Genomic DNA, 19,888 nt, shown 5'->3' on the forward strand with positions numbered 1-19,888 from the left:
ATCGTCTGATTAAGCCAGAGGACCCGCGGGCCCCAACCGTCGATGGCTAGAACACTTACCGACGCCGGAGCGACCTCGATCCGAAGAAAAAGATCGATGGGAACACCGAGGTAATACGCCAGGGCGGCCCGGATCGGGTCGCCGTGGCTGACCAGCACGAGGCTGCCGTCGGGGGCCTCGTCGCAGCGCTCGTTGATGAAGCCGCACAGCCGCGCCTGCACCTCGGCGATGGTCTCGCCGCCCGGTGCCCGCGCGCGGGCGCGCGCGCCGTTCCAGCGCCGCCACGCCGGGTCCTCGTCCAGTTCGGCGAAGCCCTTGCCCTCCCACGCGCCGAAGTCGACCTCCAGCAGCGCGTCGCCGGTGTTCACGGGCAGGCCCAGGCCCCGCGCGATGGGATCGGCCGTCTCCCGCGTGCGGCGCAGCGGGCTGGACCACACGGCGGTCACCGCCTGGCGCGCGAACCAGCCGGCGAGGCGCGCCGCCTGCTCGTGCCCGGCGGCGTTCAGCGGCACGGCCATGCGACCGGCCAGCCCCTGGCCGACCATGTCGTGGTCGGCGTGGCGGACGAGGAAGATTTTGGTCATGGCACCCCGCGCGCTCAGCAGGGGTCGCCGCTCTCGATGAAGCGCTCGGTGCGCAGGCGCGCCTCGGCGTCGGTGAACTGGACGGGGGGCGACTTCATGAAATAGGCCGACGGCCCCTCCAGCACGCCGCCGATGCCGCGGTCCAGCGCCAGCTTGGCGCAGCGCACCGCGTCGATGACCACGCCGGCGGAATTGGGGCTGTCCCACACCTCCAGCTTCAGGTCCACGGTCAGCGGCGCGCCGCCGAAGGCCGTGCCCTCCATGCGGATGTGGCACCACTTGCGGTCGTTCAGCCAGGGCACATGGTCGCTGGGGCCGATGTGGCAGTCGCCGGACGGCAGCGTGTGGCCGAGCTGGCTGGTGACGGCGCGGGTCTTGGAGATCTTCTTGGATTCCAGCCGCTCGCGCTCCAGCATGTTGAGGAAGTCGGTGTTGCCGCCGAAGTTCAGCTGGTAGGTGCGGTCCAGCCGCACGCCGCGCTCGCGGAACAGGTTGGCCAGCACGCGGTGCACGATGGTGGCGCCGACCTGGCTCTTGATGTCGTCGCCGATGATGGGGAGATTCTTCTCGGCGAAGCGGCGGCGCCACGCCTCGTCCGACGCGATGAAGACGGGAATGCAGTTGACGAAGGCGCAGCCGGCCTCCAGCGCGCGTTCGGCGTACCAGCGCGTCGCCTCCTCCGATCCGACCGGCAGGTAGGACACCAGCACGTCGGTGCGCGTGCGCTTGAGGATGGCCGTGACGTCGTCGATCGGCGCGTCGGCCTCCGGCACGCTTTCCTTCAGGTACTTGCCAAAGCCATCCAGCGTCGGCCCGCGGTGCACCGGCACGCCCAGGCGCGGCACCTCGGCGAAGCGCAGCGTGTTGTTGGGCTCGGCGAAGATGGCTTCCGACAGGTCGCGCCCGACCTTACCGGCGGCCACGTCGAAGGCCGCGGAGAAGGCCACGTCGCCGACGTGATAGCCGCCGAGGCGCACGTGCATGAGGCCGGGAACGTCCGCGTCGTCGGGGGCGCCACGGTAGTGCTGCACGCCCTGCACGAGCGACGACGCGCAGTTGCCGACCCCGACGACCGCCACCCGCACCGTGCCGCCCTTGCCCTGTCCAGCCATCGCCCCGCCATCCTTTGGTCCGCCGATCTCCCGGCATTTGTCCGGGAAACGAGAGGATGGGGACGCGGTTCCGCCGATGCACCCGGCGCGGATGGGACCACCCAAGGGGGAATACCCATTTCCCTCCCTCGGCTCCGCCGGGGGAGGGAGGGTCAGTAGCCGCTCAACAGCATGTCGATGGCGCCGACGATGGCGATGTGGTGAGCCGTCAAGGACGTGACCGACGCACCCAGTTCGGAACGCGGAACCGCCGCCAGGAATTGCGTCACCATCACGACGCGTTCATCACCCACATCAAAGACTGGATTGAGCCGGTTGGCGGGCTGCGGCGCTTCTTTCGGCGGCAGAAGAGGCACGACAACCCGCGTGTTGAGCAGGCTCATGAGGTCGGCTTGCACGTCGAGCAGATAGCCAGGACCGTGCGGATTACGGTGAACGTCGAAGCGCGCCATCAGAACTGCCGGTAACGGGCCAACGGAAGGCCGTGTTTCTCCACGTACGCGTTTGAGCTTTCGAGCGCGGCCCGATTTTCTTCGAGCCAGCGGCGCCCCCGCTCCTCCGCCACCTGCTGCGCGATTCCGCGTTCGCAAGCCTTGGAAATGTTAATGCCAAGCGTGCGTGCCTGCTCCAGGAGGTCACTGTTCAGGGACACGTTCGTCGGCCGCTTCGGCGCTTCCACATCGTAAGACAGAGTGTCCGGCATGCCGCTCCTCCATGATCATGCGCAATATTATGCGCATGATCATGAGCACCTTCAAGGTTCACCAATACCGCATGGCGTCCTTGTACAGCGCGTGCAGGTCGTCCTCGCCGACCGGCAGGGGGGCGATGGAGAGCAGGCGCTGCTGGGCCAGGGCGCCCTTCGCCAGATCCGGGATGTCCGCGGCACCATAGCCCAGCGCCGACAGGCCGTTGGGCAGGCCGGTGGCACGCATCAGCTCGATCAGGCGGACGGCGAGCACCGCACCGGCGTCCTGGTGGCTGACGCCGCGCACGTCCGCACCCAGCGCCTCGGCGGCGCGCAGGTGCGCCTGGGGGGCGGCGGGGCCGGTGAAGCGGAAGGCGGCGGGGGCGTTCAGCACAACCGAAACGCCGTGCGGCACCATCGGCTCCGCCGTCTCGTAGCCTTCGGCCACGAAGCTGTGGTTCATGCCGGCCACGGAGTAGGACATGGCGTGCGGGATGTGCACCCCGGCGTTGCCGAAGGCCAACCCGGCCAGGGAGGCGGCGAACATCAGCGCGTCGCGCGCGTCGCGGTCGTCGGGATCGGTGACGGCGCGCACGAGGTTGGCGCCGCCCAGGCGGATCGCCTGCAGGCTGCCCATGTCCGACCACGGGTTGGCGCCCTGGTAGGGCGGACGCTCGGCCGGGCTGCCGGGGCGCGGGCGGGTGCGGAAGGGGCGCGCGGTGTGCGACTCGATGGCGTGCGTCAGCACGTCGAAGCCGGTGGCGGCCACCACGCCGGGCGGCAGGCTGTAGGTCGTCGTCGGGTCCACAACCGACAGGTTCGGGCGCAGGTGGCGGGACGAGATGCCGGTCTTCACCTTGCGCTCGACGTGGTCGAAGATGGCGACGCCCGTGGTCTCCGATCCCGTGCCGCAGGTGGTCGGGCAGGCGATGTGCGGCTTGACCGGGCCGGGCACCGGCCGCCCCTCGCCCAGCGGCTTGTTGACGTAGGCAAGGAAGTCGGCCGGGTGGGTGGCGTAGAGGTTGGCCGCCTTGGCGGTGTCGATCACAGACCCGCCGCCGATGGAGATGCAGCCGTCGAAGGCGCCGTCGCGGGCGAAGGCGGCGGCCTCCAGGAACGACGCGCTGGTCGGCTCCACCCGGCAGGCGTCGAACACCACCACGTCGAGCCCGGCGGCCTTGAGCGACTCGAGCGCCATGCCGAACGGCGCGATGGTGGCCACCTGCGGGTCGGTGAACAGCGCCACCCGGCGCATGCCGAGGCCGCGGGCGTCGCCGCCCAGTTCGGCCAGCATGCCGGGGCCGAACTTCATGGAGGAGGCGTCGATGGTGAACCCGGTCTCGCCGGACGGGTCGATGGGATAGGCGTCGGCACGCGGCATGGGGGCTTCCCCTCCCTCAAGTCTTGCTTGCTTTGCGGGAATGGGAGCGCGCCCGGCAGGGGTATGTCAATCGTTGAGGAGTCGCATGGTTGCCAGCGCGTCCGCCGTGGCGTGGCCCAGCGCCGTGTTGTCGAACACGCACCACGCCGGGCACCGTTCAGCGTCCGCCGCCAGCAGCCCGGCGATGCGCACCAGCGCGTCCGGCGGGTACGGCGAATGGTACATTTCCGGCGATCCGTGCAGGCGCACGTAGACCAGCCCGTCCCAGCCTCCCGGCCGGTCGGCTCCCGGCGCCGGGGCCGGGTCGGCGGCGGCGCGGGCCACGCGGTGCTCCACCAGCAGCCGCTCGGCCGCGTCCGTGAACCACGTGCGGTGGCGCGGCTCGCACACCACGTCGCCGCTGAAGCGCCCGCGCAGGTCCGTAAGAAACGCCCCCGCCACCGCCGCGTCGAAGGCGAGGCTCGGCGGCAGTTGCACCAGCAGCGGCCCCAGCCGGCCGCCCAGGTGCGCCACCTCGCCCAGGAAGCGGGCCAGCGGCTCGCCCGCGCCGCGCAGGCGGGCGACGTGGGTGACCGCTTGCGGCACCTTGACCGCGAAGCGGAACCCCGGCGGCGTGGACGCGGCCCAGCGTTCGTACGTCTCCGGCTTGTGCGGGCGGTAGAAGGAGGTGTTGATCTCCACGGCCGGCAGCGCGCGGGCATAGCGCTCCAGGTGCGATCCGGGGCCGGGGAAGGCGTCGGCCACCGCCTTGGGCACACTCCAGCCCGCGGTGCCGACCAGGACGGGATGGCGGATCATGCCCACAAGCCCCATACCCACAGGCCCCATACCCACAGAACGAGAAGGGATTTCACACAAATGATGCTAATTGCCTATTGCCAAGACGGGGAACGCGAAGGCATTATCCGGGCTGGCCAGTAGGGTATCTGCACCCCACTGCGCTCTTTCCACACGATCCGATCACTTCCGGCCTGGCGCTCACGCCAGGCCGAATTTTCTCGTGGCCTCCCTCGGGGAACCGCCGGGCCGGTCGCGCCGCTCGCGCAGCGACTCCGCCTCGACGAACACGCGGCGGATGGCCGGGTAGCGTTCGCGGATGCGCGCCTCCAGCGCGCAGACGGTGTCCTCCACCTCCGGCGCCGACAGCTCGTCGGCGAACTCCACGGACAGGTTCAGCAGCACGTCGTCGGGGCCCATGTGCATGGTCAGCACGTCGATGGCGCGGCGCACGCGCGGCTCCTCGGCGACGGTGGCGCGGATCCCCTCGACGACGCGGCGGTCGGCCGCCTCGCCGATCAGAAGGCCCTTGGATTCATAGGCCAGAAGCGCCGCCACCGCCGCCAGCACCACGCCGATGGCGAGCGAGGCGACGCCGTCCCACACCGGGTTGCCCGTCACCTCGCCCAGCACGATGCCAAGGAAGGCCAGCGCCAGGCCGACCATGGCCGCGCTGTCCTCGAACAGCACGACGAAGACGGAGGGGTTCTTGGACCGGCGCACGGCGCGGAACAGGTTCTCCCCGCTGGCGCCGCGGCGGAATTCCTTGAAGGCCACCCACCACGCCGCCCCTTCGAACAGCGCGGCCAGTCCCAGCACGATGAAGTTGACCCAGGGTGTCAGCACCGGCTCCGGATGCTTCAGCGACTCCCAGCCCTCGTACAGCGACAGGCCGGCGCCGATGCCGAACAGCAGGATGGCGACGACGAAGGACCAGAAATAGATCTCGCGCCCATAGCCGAAGGGATGCTCCGGCGTCGCCGGCCGGCGGGCGCGGCGGATGCCGTAGAGCAGCAGCAGCTGGTTGCCGCTGTCGACCACCGAGTGGATCGCCTCCGAAAACATGGCCGACGAGCCGGTGAACGCGGCGGCGACGAACTTCGTCACCGCGATCAGCGTGTTGCCGGCCAGCGCCGCCAGGACGACGCGGGTGCTGGCGTTCTCGGAAGCCAAGGCGCCGTCTCCCCGATGTGAGTTGCACGCCAGGGCAACACGGGAGGGGGAACGGGGTTCCCCATCCCCTCACACCTCCACCGGCTCGCGCTCTGCCGCGCGCTCGAACGCGGCGATCTGGCGGGCCATTTCGCGGCGCGCCTTCTCGGCGTCATACAGCGGGCGGTACTTGCCGATGAAGCCCTTCCGGCAGGCGCGGTGGAAGCGGTCGGACGCCGTCTTCCAGTCGTCGCCGGGACGCACCCAGCTGATGTAGGTGACGCCGGTGCGCGGGTCGGTGCGCAGGTAGCGGCCGCGCCCCTTCTCGCCGCGCACCCACTGGCCGGGCTGCAGCCGCAAAGCGCCGCGCGACAGCAGCAGGGACACCTGCGGCGTCAGGTCGATGGTCGGAAAGTAGGACATGGAACGCCTCCCGGACCGGCTTCTGGGGCCGGCCTTCGTGTTGTGCGTCAGTTGTCTCGGAACGGCTCTTTATGTAGGTATTTCAAGCGCTTCCTTCAAGATTTCCGGCCCTCCGGAAGGGCAATTTTTCGCCGACGCGACAAAGGGAATTGAGCGTTCGGCCGTGCTTGCCTACCTTCGGGCGCGCAACCACCACCGGTGACTGGTTTCATGCGCCCGCTCAGCCTCGCCTCGCTCCGCCTGCTGCTCGCCGCCTCCGTCCTGGCTGGCTGCCAGAGCACGAATTCGGCTCCCCTGCCCGCGGCGTCCGCCGCCCAGGCCACGGGCGTCGCCATCGCCGCTCCCATCGCGCAGCCGCCGGTGAGCTTCCCGGACTGGCTGTCCGCCCTGCGCGCCGAGGCGCTGGCCCAGGGCATCCGCCCGGCCACCTTCGACCGCGCCTTCGCCAACGTGCGCCTGAAGGACCGGGTGATCGAGCTGGATTCCTCGCAGCCCGAGTTCGCCCGCCAGCCCTGGCAATACCTGGACAGCGCCGTCAACGACGTGCGCGTGCGCCAGGGCCGCGAGCGGCTGCAGCAGAACGCCGGCCTGCTCGGCCGCGTGTCCCAGCGTTCCGGCGTGCCGGCGGAGATCCTGGTGGCCTTCTGGGGCATCGAAACCGACTACGGGCGGGAAACCGGCGGCTTCTCCGTGATCGACGCGCTGACCACGCTGGCCTACCAGGGCCGCCGCGCCGGCTATTTCCGGGGCGAGCTGCTGGCGGCGCTGAAGATCCTCGACAGCGGCGACATCGCGCCGGAGCGCATGGCCGGCTCCTGGGCCGGGGCCATGGGCATGACGCAGTTCATGCCGACCATCTTCCTGAAGCACGCCATCGACGAGGACGGCGACGGCAAGCGCGACATCTGGGGCAGCCTGCCGGACGTCTTCGGCTCCACCGCCAAGTTCGTGCTGGCCAACGGCTGGCGCACCGGCGAGCGCTGGGGCGAGGAGGTGGCGCTGCCGCGGGACTTCCCCTGGGATCAGGCCGAGCTGACCATCACCAAGCCGGTGTCGGAATGGCGCCGGCTGGGCGTGCGCCCTCTGGGCGGCGGCGAGTTGGCGGGCGAGGACAACGCCGCCGTCCTGCTGCTGGCCGGGGCCGGCGGGCCGGTCTTCCTGGTGCGCGAGAACTTCCGCGCCATCATGAAGTACAACCCCTCCACCAGCTACGCGCTGGCCGTGGCGCTGCTGGCCGACCGCATGACCGGCCGTCCCGGCGTGCAGGGCGCGTGGCCGCGCCACGAACCGGCGCTGAGCAAGGACGAACGGCTGGAGCTACAGCAGCGTCTGGCATCCATGGGGTTCGAGCCGGGCAACCCCGACGGCATCGTCGGCGCCAACACCCGCAACGCCGTGCGCCGTTTCCAGAAGTCCATCGGCGCCGTGCCCGACGGCTTCGCCACCAAGGCGCTGCTGGAACGGCTGCGGCAGGCGTCCACCGGCGGGCCGGCGGCGGGGTAAATACGGTACGACGCGGCCGTGGTTCGGCGGCACCGCTCGGGTCCCACCCAGGCGGTGCCGGCATTGTCAGGGCTTCTGGAGGTATGTCTCAAGCCGGTGGCGGAGACTCGGCAAGTTCCTGGCTGCGTCGATGAGCTTGGAGACATTCGGGTCACTGGCAGATTTCTCGCTTGCCATGGCGGCTGCCGGTTGCGCAGGGTATATTTGGGCAATGCGCTTCTTGTCCTCATCCGAAAGGACAGTGTTCTCAACGCCATTGTAGCACTGACTCTTCTCACCCTGCCGGAACATCCACGCCGCAAAATAATACTTCATAATAGATTTCACATCGAATTCACCCACGTCATACGCAGATGAATTGGTGAGTTGGCGCAGATTGTGGTCAACCTTTGATCTCGACCATTTATTGGGCGGCCCTCCAAGAACGGTGTAAATTCCAGGCCTACGACCTGCACCATCCGCTTTGAATCGTCCAAATTGATCGCGCGTTGGCACGTACCCTGGATCATCGTCCCATCGCCATTCCGCATCGCATCCAAGCGTCGGATGCTGATGCTCGTGGTGGGCGCCGATGGCATGCCCAATTTCGTGCAGCACCGTTCCCTCCCAATCGCTCGGGAGCCCCCGATCAAATCCTTCGAGATTGAGGGACGCTTCACCGGGCGGGGAGATATTGTAGACAACGCTATCTTTTCCGACGATTGACCAATAGCCAACCTGATCAAAAGAAATCCGCACGTCAGCCTTGTATGACGTGTCCGATGTCGACCATTTTCTATACTCCCCCGTGTTTGCATCGTACCCAAAATCGAATTTCAGATTGGCATATTTTGTCCATTCCATAGAAACAGCAGCTATCTTCTTGTGCAGATCCGCATCTCCTCCCTTAAAGGCAAACGTAATAGTATTTCCTAGACCCCATTTTCTCAACGCATCCATCACCATCTCTGGGCGGACGGTGACGACGTCGCGTGGCAAAGCCAGCAGCTCCCGCGCCTGCTGTTCAAAGCGCGCCTGAATAGCCTCTGGATATGCTTCGAGTATATAGTGCTCGATTTCCTGACTAAGCGCTGGCTCAGCCAGACACAAAGAGCTAAGGGAGAGCGAAATCAGCAAGTTTCGCAAGCTCATCTCCATCCTCCATCAGAAATATTTTATGCGCAGGCAACCTACAAGACGCCGAAACGCCGCCGGCATCGCGCACCATGCAGCCAAGAACGATCCCGCACGCATGTGAATGCAACACGAAAAGCCTCAGCCCGCACAGGCTTTCAACGTACCGCCCGAGATGCTAGTTATCTACAAAACTATAGGAATATACCTACGCAATGTGATATAAATATGCAAATTATACTCAACATGAGATTACTATGCACTAGCCATTTAAAACTAATAGTTTTAAGAGGCTTCCCTTCTCAAGGTCAGAAAAATTATTTCCCGCGACATTGTGTGACGCATATCGAAAAAATTATGGTGGAACAGCGACGTCCAAGACCATAATCACTGGACGACCTACTCCCCGATCACGTGCAGCACCACCTGCCGGGCGTGCGGGCGGCTGCGGTGTTCGAACAGGTAGAGTCCCTGCCACGTGCCCAGCACCATGCGCCCGCCGTCCACGGGAATGGAAAGCTGCACGTCGGTGAGGGCCGAACGGATGTGCGCCGGCATGTCGTCCGGCCCTTCCATCGTGTGCTCGTAGAGCGCCGGATCCTCCGGCACGAGGCGCTTGAAGAAGCGCGCGAGGTCGGTGCGCACGTCCGGATCGGCGTTCTCCTGGATGGTAAGCGACGCCGAGGTGTGCCGGCAGAACACCGTCAGCAGCCCGGTCGCCACCCCCTGCCCGGCCAGCCAGCGCGCCACCGGCTGCGTGATCTCGACAAGGCCCTGCCCGTGCGTCTGGACGTCCAGCGTGGTGATGGACTGCTTCATGGCGGCCTCTCCTGGCGATGGCGTTCCGCTGCGACCGTTTAGCGCATCCCGCCGGTTTGTGCCAACCGGACGGTGTGCGGAGCGTCCACCCGCCGCAACCCTGCCTTGACTTCACATAATTTCATATGTCTTTTGTACAAATGCATGCAGCCGCGACATGGGAATGCATGCGCCTCGACCATGGAAATGAAAAACAGCGGATCCGCCGCCGATTTCATTTTTATGCATATGATTTTCCACCGTCGCGGCTCCCCGTCACTCCGAAAACAACAAGGAAGCGCACCATGAGCGACACGGCGACCAGCGAAGCCACGACGACCGAGGCGACGACGGAGACGGTCAACTCCGGCACCCCCACACTCCTGATCATGCACCAGGGCGGGAACAACGACGGCAGGCTCTGGGCCAAGGCCCTGACCCGGCCGGTGAACCGGCCCGACACTCAGGTGCCCAACGTCGGCATGTCGGCGTCGCCGTCGGTGGCGTTCTTCAACGGGCTGACCTACTGCGCCCACCAGGGCGGCAGCAACAACGGCGAACTCTGGTACTGCACCTTCGACGGTTCCAAGTGGCTGGCCGACAACCACATCAAGAACGTCGGCATGTCGTACAGCCCCGGCCTCGTCGTCTTCCAAAACAAGCTGTACTGCTTTCACCAGGGCGGCAACAACTGCCACGAGCTGTGGTACACCAGCACCACCGACGGTGCGACCTGGAGTGCCGACGTGCACATCCCGAACGTCGGCATTTCCGACAGCCCGTGCCCCGTCGTCTACGGCGATACGCTGTACGTCTTCCACCAGGGCGACAAGGACAACCAGCAGCTCTGGTACACCAGCACGACCGACGGCGTGACCTGGGCGACGGACAAGCAGCTGAAGGACGTCGTCATTGGCGGCTCGCCGGGTGCGGCGTCTCTCAACGGCAAGCTGTACGTCTTCCACAACGGCGCGGGAAGCACCAGCGGCCAGCTCCGCGTCTCCACCTTCGACGGCACCAATTGGAGCGCCGACGAGCAGATTGCCGGCGTCAGCATGTCCGACAGCCCCGCCCCGGTCCTGTACCCCGGCATGCTGATGGTCTTCTACAAGAAGTCCGGCAGCGTCGGCATGGGCTACGTCACCAACGACACCCGCGGGTGGTCGACCGCCCAGACGGTCCCCTGCGTGGAACTGTGGGGGAGCCCGGCCGTCGTGATCGCCCCAGTGGCGCGTTAAGGCGTCCCGAACTGGTGCGGCCCACGGCTCGTCCATGACGGGGCCGTGGGCCGCTGCCGCCCTACTCCTTCGCCGCGAAGCCCTCGCCCTTGCGGGTGAGGTCGTCGGCCAGCGCGTCGTAGACGCGGAAGGCCCAGCCGGCGGTCTTCGCCTGCCACTCCGTCGCCTCCGGCGCGTCGCCCTCTGCCGTGAGCGTCAGCCACGCCTGATCGTCGCGCCGCACGGTGCGCACGGTGACCGTCAGCCCGTCGAAGCCGCGGTAGGTGGTCACCACGGCGTCCTTGAACCGGGCCGGGTCGGCCTTCGCCACGTCCTCGAAGGTCAGCGCGGCCAGCGCGCCGGCAGTCTGCTCGATGGCCGAGGGGCTCGGCTTCTCCATGCCGGACACGGCGAACTCCTTGTCCGACGGCGCGTCGCGCCGCAGGGTCACGGCGGCGCCGTCCGGCTGGCGCACCTCCACCGCCTGCACGCGGTCGCGTGGCAGGCGCGGCAGGGCGCGGTCCAGCCAGCGCAGCGGCTCCGCCTGCACCGGCGCCAGCGGCCCCCGCACCATCCACGACTGTGCCTCCCCGGCGCGGCGGGCGTAGAGCATCGACGTGTTCCCTGCCGCATTGCCCGACGCCGTCTTGCCCAGGATGACGGAGGCCAGCACCGCGTCGCCGGCCCGAACGGTCACCAGCTCGGACTCTTTCCCCGGCCCCGGATCGCCGACGCCCAGCCGGTCGTACAGGTCGGGCTGCGCCGTGCGCGCCTCCACGACGCGCGCCTCGGCCAGCCCGACGACGAGGCTCTTCACCGCGTCGGCGTCGGCGCGGTAGCCGTCCTTCTGCTGCACGGTCCAGCCCTGGTCGCCGCGCGTCACGGTGACCGTGCCGTCGGCCGAGGTGACGTCCACCCGCGTCACCGCGTTGATGCGCTCCGCCAAGCCGGGCGCCAGCGGGCCGCCGGCCTGCGGCGGTGCCTCCGCCGTCCGGCGGCCGATCACGGCGACCGCCGCGGCGACCACCACGACCAGGGTGACGGCGGCGAGCGCCACGAAGGGTTTGGTTCGCATGCTTCCGTCCTCCCCGCTCAGTCCCGCACCTGTAGCGCGCGGCGGCGGCGGGCGCGCAGGCCCGCCACGCCGACCGCGGCCACCGCCACCACCAGCGGCACGGCGACGATGTTGACCGCCTTCACGGTGGCCGCCAGCCGCTCGATGTCCCGGTTCAGCGTGTGCTGCACGTCGCGCAGCTCCTTGCGGATGCGCAGCACCTCGCCGCGGAAGCCGTCGATGGCCTGCTGCTCCTCGGCCGACAGCAGCGCGCCGGCGCCGCCCTTGGCCTTGCCCTGCAGCTCGGCGATGCGGCGTTCGGTGTCCTCCAGGCGCTGGCGCAGTTCCTGCTCGTGGCCCAGCATCTGCTGGCCGGCGGCGCGGCGCAGGTCGTCCACCAGCACGAACGGCCGGACCGAACCGGCACGCCCGCGCAAGGAGATCAGGTCGGCGCTGCCGGCCAGATTCTCCACCGCGTTGACGACGAAGTCGCCGTTGCCGGCGAACGGCACCGCCAGCCGCTGGCCCAGCGCCGGCTGCGTCTCCACCCAGAAGCGGTCCTCCAGCAGGTCGCTGTCGGCCACGACGATCAGGTTGGCGGGCTTGGCGCTCTCATTGAGGTGCGGCTTGCCCGTCCCCTCCTTGGGCGGGGCGGCGAAGGCGGACTTCAGCGTGCCGGACACGCGGGCGGCCAGCACCTCCGCCTGCCCCTGCGCCTTCAGGGACGCCATCAGCTTCTCCGGCTCCGGCCGGCCCATCACCAGCGCCACGTCCACCATCTGGCCCGACGCGGAGGAGGTGAGCAGCGGCGAGACGGTCAGCGACGCCCCCTCCTTCACCTTCAGGCTGCCCGCCGTGGCGAGGTTGACGGTGCCGAGGTCGGCCGTGACCACGTCCTTGCGGTCGCGGTGCGCGTCGTCGAGCGACAGCCACGCGGCGTAGGGCACGGCGCGCCGGCCGACGCTGACGTTCACCGCCAGCCGCGGGTCGGCGACGAAGCGGCCGGCGTCCATCGTCAGGCCCCAGGCGTCGAACAGCTTGGGCAGGGCGGCCGTCTTGGCGGCCATGGGGTCGGGCATGCCGTTCGGGCCGGGCTCCGCGTCGCTCTCCGCCCAGGGGTCGACGAACAGCACGGCGTGCCCGCCCTTCAGGACGTACTGGTCGACGGCGTACAGCGTCTGGTCGGACAGCGCCTTGGGCCGCGCCACCACCAGGACGTTCACGTCCTCGTCGATGGCCGTCACGTCGCCCTTCAGAAGGCGCACGTCGAACAGCGCCTTCAGCTGCGAATAGACGGCGTAGGGCTGCCCGCCGCCGCGCATCGCCGCCATGATGCCGCCGGGGCCGTATTCCAGCTCCATCCCGGTCAGGATGGCGACCACCGGCTTCTTCGGGTCGGACAGGTTGTAGACCAGCCGCGTCAGGTCGTACTCCAGGAACGTCTCCCGCTCCTGCTGGAAGAAGGGGATGACCTCCTGTTTGTCGGTGGTGTTGGTGCCGACGAGGCCGAAGTAGATCTGCCGGCCCGACGCGCGGTCCAGCGGCACCGGCTTCACGCCGGCCTCCACCGCCATGTCCTCGGCGTCCGAAAACGGCTCGGGATCGATGACCTGGAGGCGGATGCGGCCGTCGGACCGGCCGGCATACTCCTCCAGCAGTTCGCGCACGCGCTGGCCGTAGGTGCGCAGCACCGGCACCTCGCCGGCCAGCTTTTCCGAGAAGAACAGCTTCAGCGTGACCGGCTCCTTCACCCCGGCGATCACGTTCTTCGTGCCCGGCGACAGGGTGTAGAGCCGGTCGGCCGTCAGATCCAGGCGCGCGTTGCGCAGCGTGGCCTGCGACAGCACGTTGACGGCGACGAACAGGACGGCGGCAAGGGCCAGCGCCGCCAGCGACAGCGACTTGCGGGTCATGGTGCTTCCCTCCCTCCTCAACCGGCCTTGCGCAGGTCGACGGCGACCGTGTTGGCGAACAGCCACACGGCGATCAGCGACGCGAAATAGACGACGTCGCGCAGGTCGATCACGCCTTCCATGATGGCGGAGAAGCGGGTGAGGAAGCTGAAGCTCGCCAGCGCATCCACCAGGACGCGCGGCGCCCAGCCGGTGACGGCGTCCAGCACCATCGGGCTGCCCGCCACGGTGAACAACAGGCAGACCACCACGCCCACCACGAAGGCCACCACCTGGTTGCGCGTCAGCGCCGACAGGCAGGCGGAGATGGCGAGATAGCCGCCGGCCATGAACAGGCTGCCGACATAGCCGGCCAGGATGACGCCGTTGTCCGGGTCGCCCAGCAGGTTGACGGTGATCCACGCCGGGAAGGTCAGCGCCAGCGCCACGGCGGTGAAGGCCCAGGCGGCCAGGAACTTGCCCAGCACCACGCCGCCCAGGCCCACCGGCAGGGTCAGCAGCAGCTCGATGGTGCCCGACCGCCGCTCCTCCGCCCACAGCCGCATGGCCACGGCCGGCATCAGCACGACGTAGAGCCAGGGGTGGAACATGAAGAAGGGCTTCAGGTCCGCCTGCCCGCGCTCGAACAGGCCGCCGACGTAGAAGGTGAAGATGCCGGCCAGCAGCAGGAAGCCGACGATGAAGACATAAGCCACGGGGGTGGCGAAGTAGCCCGCCAGCTCGCGGCGGAAGATCGCGATGGTGCCGGTCATCACGCCGCCTCCCGCTCACCGGTGGTGCTTTGGCCGGTGGTGATCCGGCGGAACAGGGCGTCCAGCTTGCCGGGGCCGGCCTCCAGCTCGCCGAAGCGCCAGCCCGCATCCGCCGGGACGCCCTCCGCCAGCACGCGGCCCTTGCCGATGATGAGGGCGCGGGTGCACACGGCCTCCACCTCCTCCAGGATGTGGGTGGAGATGACGATGGCCTTGTTGGCGGCCATGGACCGGATCAGCGTGCGCACCTGATGCTTCTGGTTGGGGTCCAGGCCGTCGGTCGGTTCGTCCAGGATCAGCACCTCGGGGTCGTGCAGGATGGCCTGCGCCAGCCCGACGCGGCGCTTGTAGCCCTTGGACAGCGTGTCGATGGGCTGGTGCAGCACCGGGCCCAGGTCCACCTGCGCCACCGCGCGTTCGATGGCATCGCGCGCCCGCGCGCCTTTCAGGCCGCGCACGCCGGCGATGAACTCCAGGAAGCCCAGCGGCGTCATGTCCGGATAGGTGGGGGCGCCCTCCGGCAGGTAGCCGATGCGGCGCTTGGCCTCCAGCGGTTCCGCCACCGCGTCGTGGCCGCAGACGTGGATGCGGCCGGCGGTGGGCGGCAGGAAGCCGGTGATCATCTTCATGGTGGTGGACTTCCCCGCCCCGTTGGGCCCGAGGAAGCCCAGAACCGTCCCGCGCTCCACCGAGAAGCCGACGCCGTCCACCGCGGTGAAGGCGCCGAAGCGCTTGACCAGGTTCTCGATCGCGATCATCGCCATGCGAGGTTCACCCCTTCGTCTCGTTAGCCGCCTTCGTCTCGTTATCCGATGGCACCCGCCCACTGCCGTCGGCGCGGGGCGCGCACTATTTCGGATGATCACGAGCGGATTTCCAGGGGTGATTGAAAACCCTTATCAACCCTCCGCCTGGATGGTGATCGCCACCCGCCGGTTCCTTGCCCGGGCAGCGCTGTCGCGCTCCGGCGTCAGGGGGCGGGTGTCGGCGTAGCCGGCGGCGGACAGGCGGGCCGGCGGCAGGCCCAGTTCGCTCAGCGCCCGCACCACCGCCGCGGCGCGCGCCGCCGACAGCTCCCAGTTGGAGGGGAAACGGCCGCTGGCGATGGGTGTGGAATCCGTGTGCCCCTCCACCACGATGTCGCCCGGCGCGGCGGCCAGCACGGGCACGAGGCGGGCGAGCACGGCGCGCCCATCCCGCGACAGCTCGGCCTGACCCGCGGCGAACAGGATGGCGTCGCCCAGCACGATGCCCACGCGGTTCTGCCGCACGTTCACCGCCACCCCCTTGGGCATGCCCAGCTCGGCCAGCCGGTCGCGCCAGCGCTCCAGCAGCGGCTCCGGCGCCTCCACCGCCACCTCGTCCGTGTTGAGGCGCGGGCGGTCGTCCGGTTTCGAGGCATCGAGGACGGGCGGCGGGCGTTCGAGTTCCGCGGCCTGCGCCGTGGCGGGCACGGTGACGGCGGGGGTGTCGGTGGGCAGCGGCGTGGTCGGCAACTGGTCCTTCAGCGTGGTGATGGCCAGCAGCATGACGAACACCGCGAACAGCAGCGTCACCAGGTCCGAATAGCTGAGCAGCCAGATCTCCTGGTCCTCCTCCGCCCCGCCGGCCGCCGGCAGGCGCACGCGCCCGCCGCCCGCCGCCCACGGCGGGGCCGAGAGGTCGGCCGGCAGTTCCGGCAGGTCGCGGTCACGGGGTGCCATGCAGCTCGTCCCGGTGCTCGCGCACGTACTCGGCCAGCGCGTCGGCGACCACCGTCGGCGAGCGGCCGAGCCGCACGAGAAGGATGCCTTCCAGCAGCACGTTGAGCGCTGCCACGCGCTTGGCCGTGCGCTGCTCCAGCTTGATGGCGATCGGCTTGAAGACGACGTTGGCCAGCACCACGCCGTACAGCGTCGCCACCAGCGCGATGGACATGTGCTGCCCCACCTCCGCCACGGTGGCGGATCCCAGCGCCGCCATCATGCCGATCAGGCCGATCAGCGTCGCCAACAGCCCGAAGGCCGGCGCCAGCCCGGCCAGCGTGCGGAACAGCCGGGCCTCCACCGTTTCCTGCTCGATCATCTTCTGGATGCGCCAGTTCATGACGTGCAGGATGTCGTTGACCGGCGTGCCGTCGACGATGAGCTGCAATCCCAGCCGCAGGAACGGGCTGCGCGCGCGGGCCACGCAGGCCTCCGCCTCGTGCACCTGGCTGCGCTGGTAGAGGCGGGCGAACTCGACCAGGTTGGCGATGTCCGGCTTGATGTCGTTCTCTTCGCGGAAGATGTTGAAGAAGGCGGTCAGCGCGCCGATCAGCTCCGATGTGCGGAAGGCCAGCATGGCGGCGACCGTGATGCCGCCGCCGACGATCACCGCCCCTTCCGGGTTCCACAGCGCCTGCGCCCCGTGCCCCAGCGCGATGTAGACGAACAGCGCGATCGAACCGGCGATGCCCAGCACCGTCGAGACCATCATGCCGGAAGGCTTTGCCGCCGCTTTGGCCATGGCCCGCCTCCGTTACGCGCCGCGCCCGAACAGGCGGGCGATCAGGCCGGGCCTGGGCGCCGCGGCCTCGTCCCCGGCCGGCGCGGCGGCCTCGCCGCCCTCCTCCGCGCGCGAACGGGCAGGCGCGGCCGGCGCGGCTTCCGACGGCAGGGCCGGCGCGCGGACGGCGGCGTCGGCCGCCCGGCCCTGCACCAGCGCCACCCCGGCGGCGCGCGCCGCCTCCAGCGCCGCCGCGTCGTCGCAACGCCACAGCGCCAGCCGCTCCGGGCTGAAGCGCTCCAGCCCGGCGGCGAGCAAGCCCGCCGCCTCCGCCCCCGGCGTCCACAGCGCCTTGACGTACGCCACCTGCGCCCCGCCGAGGTCGAGCGCCGGCAGGGCCGCCAGCGGCACGTGGTCGACGGCGACCGCGAAGCCCAAATCGCCCAGCCGTTGCGCGGCGGCGGCGAAGCGCGGCGGCGACAGGCCGACCTCCCAGCAGGCCAACTCGGCCGTCAGCTGCCGGCGGAACCCGGCCGGGATGGCGTGCGCGAGGTCGGCGAAGGTGGCGTCCAGCACGGTGGCGGTGTGCAGGTCGAAGCTGTAGGGCTGCGGTGCCCGCCAGCGGTCGCGCGCGACATGGCGCAGCAGCCCGCGGTCGAGCCGCGCCGCCACCTCGTGCCGCAGCCAGTCGTCGCGGCGCAACGGCAGGTCGAACCGCCCCTCCAGCTCGTCCAGCGCCACCACCAGTTCGGTGAGCACGCGCCTGGGCTCCTCGGGATCGGCGAAGGACCACAGCGCCTGTTCGCGCAGCAGGCTTTCCACGTCGGCGCCGTGCAGCACCCGCTCCACCTCCAGCACCTGGGCCAGCGCCGCGGTGGGCACGCGCTGCGCCGCCGCGGCGATGCGCAGCCGGTCCAGCACGGCGGGCGGCACGACGTCGGCCACCAGTTTCCCGGCCTGCGTCGCCACGTCGTAGACGGTGAAGCGCATGGTGCCGAAGCCGTGGCTGCGCAGCACGCCGGCCAGCGCGTGGGCACCCCCCTCCAGCAGTGCCGCGTCCTGCGGCCCGGCGAGGATCAGCAGGCGCGGCCCCGGCAGCCGGTGCACCTCGTGCTGCGACGCGCCCAGCCAGCTTTCCAGGTAATGGTCGAGGGTGAGGGCGAAGCGCGGGTCGTCGCCGTGCTCGATCCCGCGGAAGTCGACGAGCAGGGCCGCCGCCGGCTCTGGCGTGTCGCGCAACGCGGCCAGCCGGTCGAGGAGGGTATGCCCCAGGGACACTCCGGTTGGAAAAACGCCAGTCAGGGAGGCTTCAGTCATCGGACACCCGCCTGCGCCTGTGCGCCGACCGCTTCAAATGCTCAGTAATTTTGGAACAAGCCCCGTCCGGGGGCAATGCGCGAATCCGCGCGCCCGGCATGATTTTCGCAGGACGTCCCGGCACCATCGCACGGAGGCGCGTTCAGCCATGGGTTCGTACAGCCCCACCCCCACGCCCGACGCGCCCCCGGCGTCCGCCGCGCCGCTGGACGTGATGCCCGGCCCGGCGCTGGACGCCCACCTTTTCCGCCGCATCGTGACCTTCGCCGCCGGGGAGACGGACCGCCCCCTCACCGCCGCGCTGGGCCTGAACCGCGCCGCGCTGGAATGCTTGCTTTCACGCCACCTGCCCGAGATGCGGGCACTGCTGCGCACGCTGCCACCCGACTCCGAGCCGGACGAGGACGCCATCGAGGAAGCCGACCTGCGCGCCCTGCTGCTGGAGCACCGCGCCGGCCACGCCGAGGAGCCGGAATGGCTGGCCGCCATCGTCGCCCGGCGCAGCCTGGGCACCAACCACCTGTGGCAGGACATGGGCTTCGCCAACCGCCTTGAGCTGAACGCCATGTTCCGCCGCCACTTCCCGGCGCTGGTGGCGCTCAACGGCGGCGACATGAAGTGGAAGAAGTTCTTCTACCGCCAGCTCTGCTCGCGCGAAGGCTTCCTGCTGTGCAAGTCGCCCAACTGCGAATCCTGCGACGACTACGCCGCCTGCTTCGACGGCGAACCGGGCGAGGCGTTGCGGCGGTAGGTGCCCGCCGTTCCCTACGCCCCGATCTCGCGCAGCCTGTCCAGGCTGCGGGCGAGCTGCTGGCGCAGCGCCACCGACCGCTCCACCGCGGCCACGCCGTCCTCGGCGGCGCACAGGCGCTCCAGCTCGACCGCACCGTCGTAGACGCCCGTCAGGCCGACGCTGCCCGCCATGGTCTTCAGCTCCGCCGCCGCCGCGCCCAGCGCCGGCAGGTCGAAGGTGCCGTGCGCCACCGCCAGCCGCGTGTCCAGGCCGGCGCCGCGCACCATGAAATCCTCCACCAGCTCGCGCACCTTGTCGCGGCCGATGACGCCCTCCAGCGCCAGCAGCACGCCGGCGTCCATGCCGTCCTCGCCCGGTGCCGCATCGCCGCGGCCGGACGTCACCAGACGCTTCAGGATGCGGCTCAGCGCCGCCGGGTTGACCGGCTTGGGCAGATGGTCGTTCATCCCCGCCGCGCGGCAGCGCTCGATGTCCTCCGCCCGCGCGGAGACGGTGATGGCGACGATGGGAATGCGCGCCGCCGGGCCGTCCAGCAGGCGGATGGCGCGCGTGGCGGCGATGCCGTCCAGCCCCGGCACGTCCAGGTCCATCAGCACCGCGTCGTAGGTGCCCGTGGCGGCGAGGCGCACCGCCTGCCGGCCGTCGCTGACCACCGTCACCCGGTGCCCGTCCTTCTCCAGCAGCCAGGCGTTGACGCGCTGGTTCACCGGGTTGTCCTCGACCACCAGGATGTCCAGCGCCGGCCCCTCCGGCGCCGCGCGGCCGGCGTTGCCGTCGCCCAGGTCCACGGCGGCGGTGAACCACACGCCGTGGCAGCCCTCGGCGTCGCAGTCCACGCCCATCTCGCCGCCCATCAGCCCGACGATGCGCCGGCACACGTGCAG

General features: G+C 69.5%; 21 protein-coding genes. 3 read left to right on the top strand and 18 right to left on the bottom strand.

Going from position 1 to position 19,888, the window contains the following annotated elements; genetic code table 11:
- The 8 genes from VED21_RS34320 to VED21_RS34355 form a co-directional block, all read right to left on the bottom strand.
- A partial coding sequence (locus VED21_RS34320; RefSeq protein ID WP_324890413.1) for a histidine phosphatase family protein occupies positions 1-584 on the bottom strand: 584 nt, incomplete at its 3' end.
- A 14-nt stretch (positions 585-598) separates the two neighbouring features.
- The gene (locus tag VED21_RS34325; RefSeq protein ID WP_324890414.1) at positions 599-1,696 is read right to left on the bottom strand and encodes an inositol-3-phosphate synthase; all 1,098 of its coding nucleotides are present in this window, start codon (positions 1,694-1,696) and stop codon (positions 599-601) included.
- Positions 1,697-1,848: 152 nt separating this feature from the next.
- Complete coding sequence (locus VED21_RS34330; RefSeq protein WP_324890415.1) at positions 1,849-2,148, bottom strand: CcdB family protein; 300 nt, start codon at positions 2,146-2,148, stop codon at positions 1,849-1,851.
- On the bottom strand, positions 2,148-2,399 hold the full coding sequence (locus tag VED21_RS34335; protein WP_324890416.1) for a type II toxin-antitoxin system CcdA family antitoxin: 252 nt from the start codon (positions 2,397-2,399) through the stop codon (positions 2,148-2,150). The genes VED21_RS34330 and VED21_RS34335 overlap by 1 nt, the downstream gene beginning before the upstream one ends.
- A gap of 58 nt (positions 2,400-2,457) precedes the next feature.
- Positions 2,458-3,765 carry a hydroxyacid-oxoacid transhydrogenase gene (locus VED21_RS34340; protein ID WP_324890417.1) on the bottom strand — a complete coding sequence of 436 codons (1,308 nt, stop codon included), beginning with the start codon at positions 3,763-3,765 and terminating at the stop codon, positions 2,458-2,460.
- A gap of 66 nt (positions 3,766-3,831) precedes the next feature.
- Positions 3,832-4,563: a DUF72 domain-containing protein gene (locus VED21_RS34345; RefSeq protein ID WP_324890418.1), complete on the bottom strand. Its 732-nt coding sequence runs from the start codon at positions 4,561-4,563 to the stop codon at positions 3,832-3,834.
- A 180-nt stretch (positions 4,564-4,743) separates the two neighbouring features.
- The gene (locus VED21_RS34350) at positions 4,744-5,715 is read right to left on the bottom strand and encodes a cation diffusion facilitator family transporter (protein WP_324890419.1); all 972 of its coding nucleotides are present in this window, start codon (positions 5,713-5,715) and stop codon (positions 4,744-4,746) included.
- A 69-nt stretch (positions 5,716-5,784) separates the two neighbouring features.
- Complete coding sequence (locus tag VED21_RS34355; protein ID WP_324890420.1) at positions 5,785-6,117, bottom strand: hypothetical protein; 333 nt, start codon at positions 6,115-6,117, stop codon at positions 5,785-5,787.
- A 210-nt stretch (positions 6,118-6,327) separates the two neighbouring features.
- Here VED21_RS34355 and VED21_RS34360 point away from each other — a divergent pair, with 210 nt between their 5' ends.
- A complete protein-coding gene (locus VED21_RS34360) occupies positions 6,328-7,620 on the top strand; it encodes a lytic murein transglycosylase (RefSeq protein WP_324890421.1) in 1,293 nt (430 codons plus the stop codon).
- Between the two features lie 66 nt (positions 7,621-7,686).
- On the opposite strand, the gene VED21_RS34365 is transcribed toward VED21_RS34360, so the two are convergent.
- Positions 7,687-8,751, bottom strand: coding sequence for a hypothetical protein (locus VED21_RS34365; protein ID WP_324890422.1), 1,065 nt, complete (start codon positions 8,749-8,751; stop codon positions 7,687-7,689).
- 381 nt (positions 8,752-9,132) lie between these two features.
- Positions 9,133-9,552 carry a secondary thiamine-phosphate synthase enzyme YjbQ gene (locus tag VED21_RS34370; protein ID WP_324890423.1) on the bottom strand — a complete coding sequence of 140 codons (420 nt, stop codon included), beginning with the start codon at positions 9,550-9,552 and terminating at the stop codon, positions 9,133-9,135.
- Positions 9,553-9,836: 284 nt separating this feature from the next.
- On the opposite strand from VED21_RS34370, the gene VED21_RS34375 reads away from it, so the two are divergent.
- Positions 9,837-10,769, top strand: a complete 933-nt coding sequence (locus VED21_RS34375) for a hypothetical protein (RefSeq protein ID WP_324890424.1) — start codon at positions 9,837-9,839, stop codon at positions 10,767-10,769.
- Between the two features lie 61 nt (positions 10,770-10,830).
- On the opposite strand, the gene VED21_RS34380 is transcribed toward VED21_RS34375, so the two are convergent.
- The 7 genes from VED21_RS34380 to VED21_RS34410 form a co-directional block, all read right to left on the bottom strand.
- Complete coding sequence (locus tag VED21_RS34380) at positions 10,831-11,823, bottom strand: DUF4340 domain-containing protein (RefSeq protein ID WP_324890425.1); 993 nt, start codon at positions 11,821-11,823, stop codon at positions 10,831-10,833.
- Between the two features lie 17 nt (positions 11,824-11,840).
- Entirely contained in the window at positions 11,841-13,715 is a 1,875-nt protein-coding gene (locus VED21_RS34385) for a GldG family protein (RefSeq protein WP_324890426.1), read from the bottom strand.
- Between the two features lie 17 nt (positions 13,716-13,732).
- Entirely contained in the window at positions 13,733-14,467 is a 735-nt protein-coding gene (locus tag VED21_RS34390; protein WP_324890427.1) for an ABC transporter permease subunit, read from the bottom strand.
- Positions 14,467-15,231 carry an ABC transporter ATP-binding protein gene (locus VED21_RS34395; RefSeq protein ID WP_324890428.1) on the bottom strand — a complete coding sequence of 255 codons (765 nt, stop codon included), beginning with the start codon at positions 15,229-15,231 and terminating at the stop codon, positions 14,467-14,469. Before VED21_RS34395 ends, VED21_RS34390 begins: the two co-directional genes overlap by 1 nt.
- 135 nt (positions 15,232-15,366) lie before the next feature.
- On the bottom strand, positions 15,367-16,170 hold the full coding sequence (locus tag VED21_RS34400) for an OmpA/MotB family protein (RefSeq protein ID WP_324890429.1): 804 nt from the start codon (positions 16,168-16,170) through the stop codon (positions 15,367-15,369).
- Entirely contained in the window at positions 16,157-16,954 is a 798-nt protein-coding gene (locus VED21_RS34405; RefSeq protein WP_324890430.1) for a motility protein A, read from the bottom strand. Before VED21_RS34405 ends, VED21_RS34400 begins: the two co-directional genes overlap by 14 nt.
- Positions 16,955-16,966: 12 nt before the next feature.
- Positions 16,967-18,250: a hypothetical protein gene (locus VED21_RS34410; RefSeq protein WP_324890431.1), complete on the bottom strand. Its 1,284-nt coding sequence runs from the start codon at positions 18,248-18,250 to the stop codon at positions 16,967-16,969.
- 148 nt (positions 18,251-18,398) lie between these two features.
- On the opposite strand from VED21_RS34410, the gene VED21_RS34415 reads away from it, so the two are divergent.
- Positions 18,399-19,001 (top strand): nitrogen fixation protein NifQ, encoded by a 603-nt coding sequence (locus VED21_RS34415; protein WP_324890432.1) that lies wholly within the window; start codon positions 18,399-18,401, stop codon positions 18,999-19,001.
- Positions 19,002-19,015: 14 nt separating this feature from the next.
- Here VED21_RS34415 and VED21_RS34420 read toward each other — a convergent pair.
- Positions 19,016-19,888, bottom strand: an 873-nt coding sequence (locus tag VED21_RS34420; protein WP_324890433.1) for a response regulator, incomplete at its 5' end; no start/stop codon positions are given.

Origin of the sequence: Azospirillum sp., from assembly GCF_035627195.1 — a bacterium.
Classification (GTDB): Bacteria; Pseudomonadota; Alphaproteobacteria; order Azospirillales; family Azospirillaceae; genus Azospirillum.

Excerpts from the sequence above, each read along its gene's own strand:
- VED21_RS34405 (WP_324890430.1), bottom strand. The coding sequence starts at position 16,954 with ATGGCCAAAGCGGCGGCAAAGCCTTCCGGCATGATGGTCTCGACGGTG.
- VED21_RS34325 (WP_324890414.1), bottom strand. The coding sequence starts at position 1,696 with ATGGCTGGACAGGGCAAGGGCGGCACGGTGCGGGTGGCGGTCGTCGGG.
- VED21_RS34355 (WP_324890420.1), bottom strand. The coding sequence starts at position 6,117 with ATGTCCTACTTTCCGACCATCGACCTGACGCCGCAGGTGTCCCTGCTG.
- VED21_RS34380 (WP_324890425.1), bottom strand. The coding sequence starts at position 11,823 with ATGCGAACCAAACCCTTCGTGGCGCTCGCCGCCGTCACCCTGGTCGTG.
- VED21_RS34365 (WP_324890422.1), bottom strand. The coding sequence starts at position 8,751 with ATGAGCTTGCGAAACTTGCTGATTTCGCTCTCCCTTAGCTCTTTGTGT.
- VED21_RS34415 (WP_324890432.1), top strand. The coding sequence starts at position 18,399 with ATGGGTTCGTACAGCCCCACCCCCACGCCCGACGCGCCCCCGGCGTCC.
- VED21_RS34385 (WP_324890426.1), bottom strand. The coding sequence starts at position 13,715 with ATGACCCGCAAGTCGCTGTCGCTGGCGGCGCTGGCCCTTGCCGCCGTC.
- VED21_RS34360 (WP_324890421.1), top strand. The coding sequence starts at position 6,328 with ATGCGCCCGCTCAGCCTCGCCTCGCTCCGCCTGCTGCTCGCCGCCTCC.
- VED21_RS34370 (WP_324890423.1), bottom strand. The coding sequence starts at position 9,552 with ATGAAGCAGTCCATCACCACGCTGGACGTCCAGACGCACGGGCAGGGC.
- VED21_RS34340 (WP_324890417.1), bottom strand. The coding sequence starts at position 3,765 with ATGCCGCGTGCCGACGCCTATCCCATCGACCCGTCCGGCGAGACCGGG.
- VED21_RS34375 (WP_324890424.1), top strand. The coding sequence starts at position 9,837 with ATGAGCGACACGGCGACCAGCGAAGCCACGACGACCGAGGCGACGACG.
- VED21_RS34395 (WP_324890428.1), bottom strand. The coding sequence starts at position 15,231 with ATGGCGATGATCGCGATCGAGAACCTGGTCAAGCGCTTCGGCGCCTTC.
- VED21_RS34410 (WP_324890431.1), bottom strand. The coding sequence starts at position 18,250 with ATGACTGAAGCCTCCCTGACTGGCGTTTTTCCAACCGGAGTGTCCCTG.
- VED21_RS34400 (WP_324890429.1), bottom strand. The coding sequence starts at position 16,170 with ATGGCACCCCGTGACCGCGACCTGCCGGAACTGCCGGCCGACCTCTCG.
- VED21_RS34335 (WP_324890416.1), bottom strand. The coding sequence starts at position 2,399 with ATGCCGGACACTCTGTCTTACGATGTGGAAGCGCCGAAGCGGCCGACG.
- VED21_RS34330 (WP_324890415.1), bottom strand. The coding sequence starts at position 2,148 with ATGGCGCGCTTCGACGTTCACCGTAATCCGCACGGTCCTGGCTATCTG.
- VED21_RS34390 (WP_324890427.1), bottom strand. The coding sequence starts at position 14,467 with ATGACCGGCACCATCGCGATCTTCCGCCGCGAGCTGGCGGGCTACTTC.
- VED21_RS34345 (WP_324890418.1), bottom strand. The coding sequence starts at position 4,563 with ATGATCCGCCATCCCGTCCTGGTCGGCACCGCGGGCTGGAGTGTGCCC.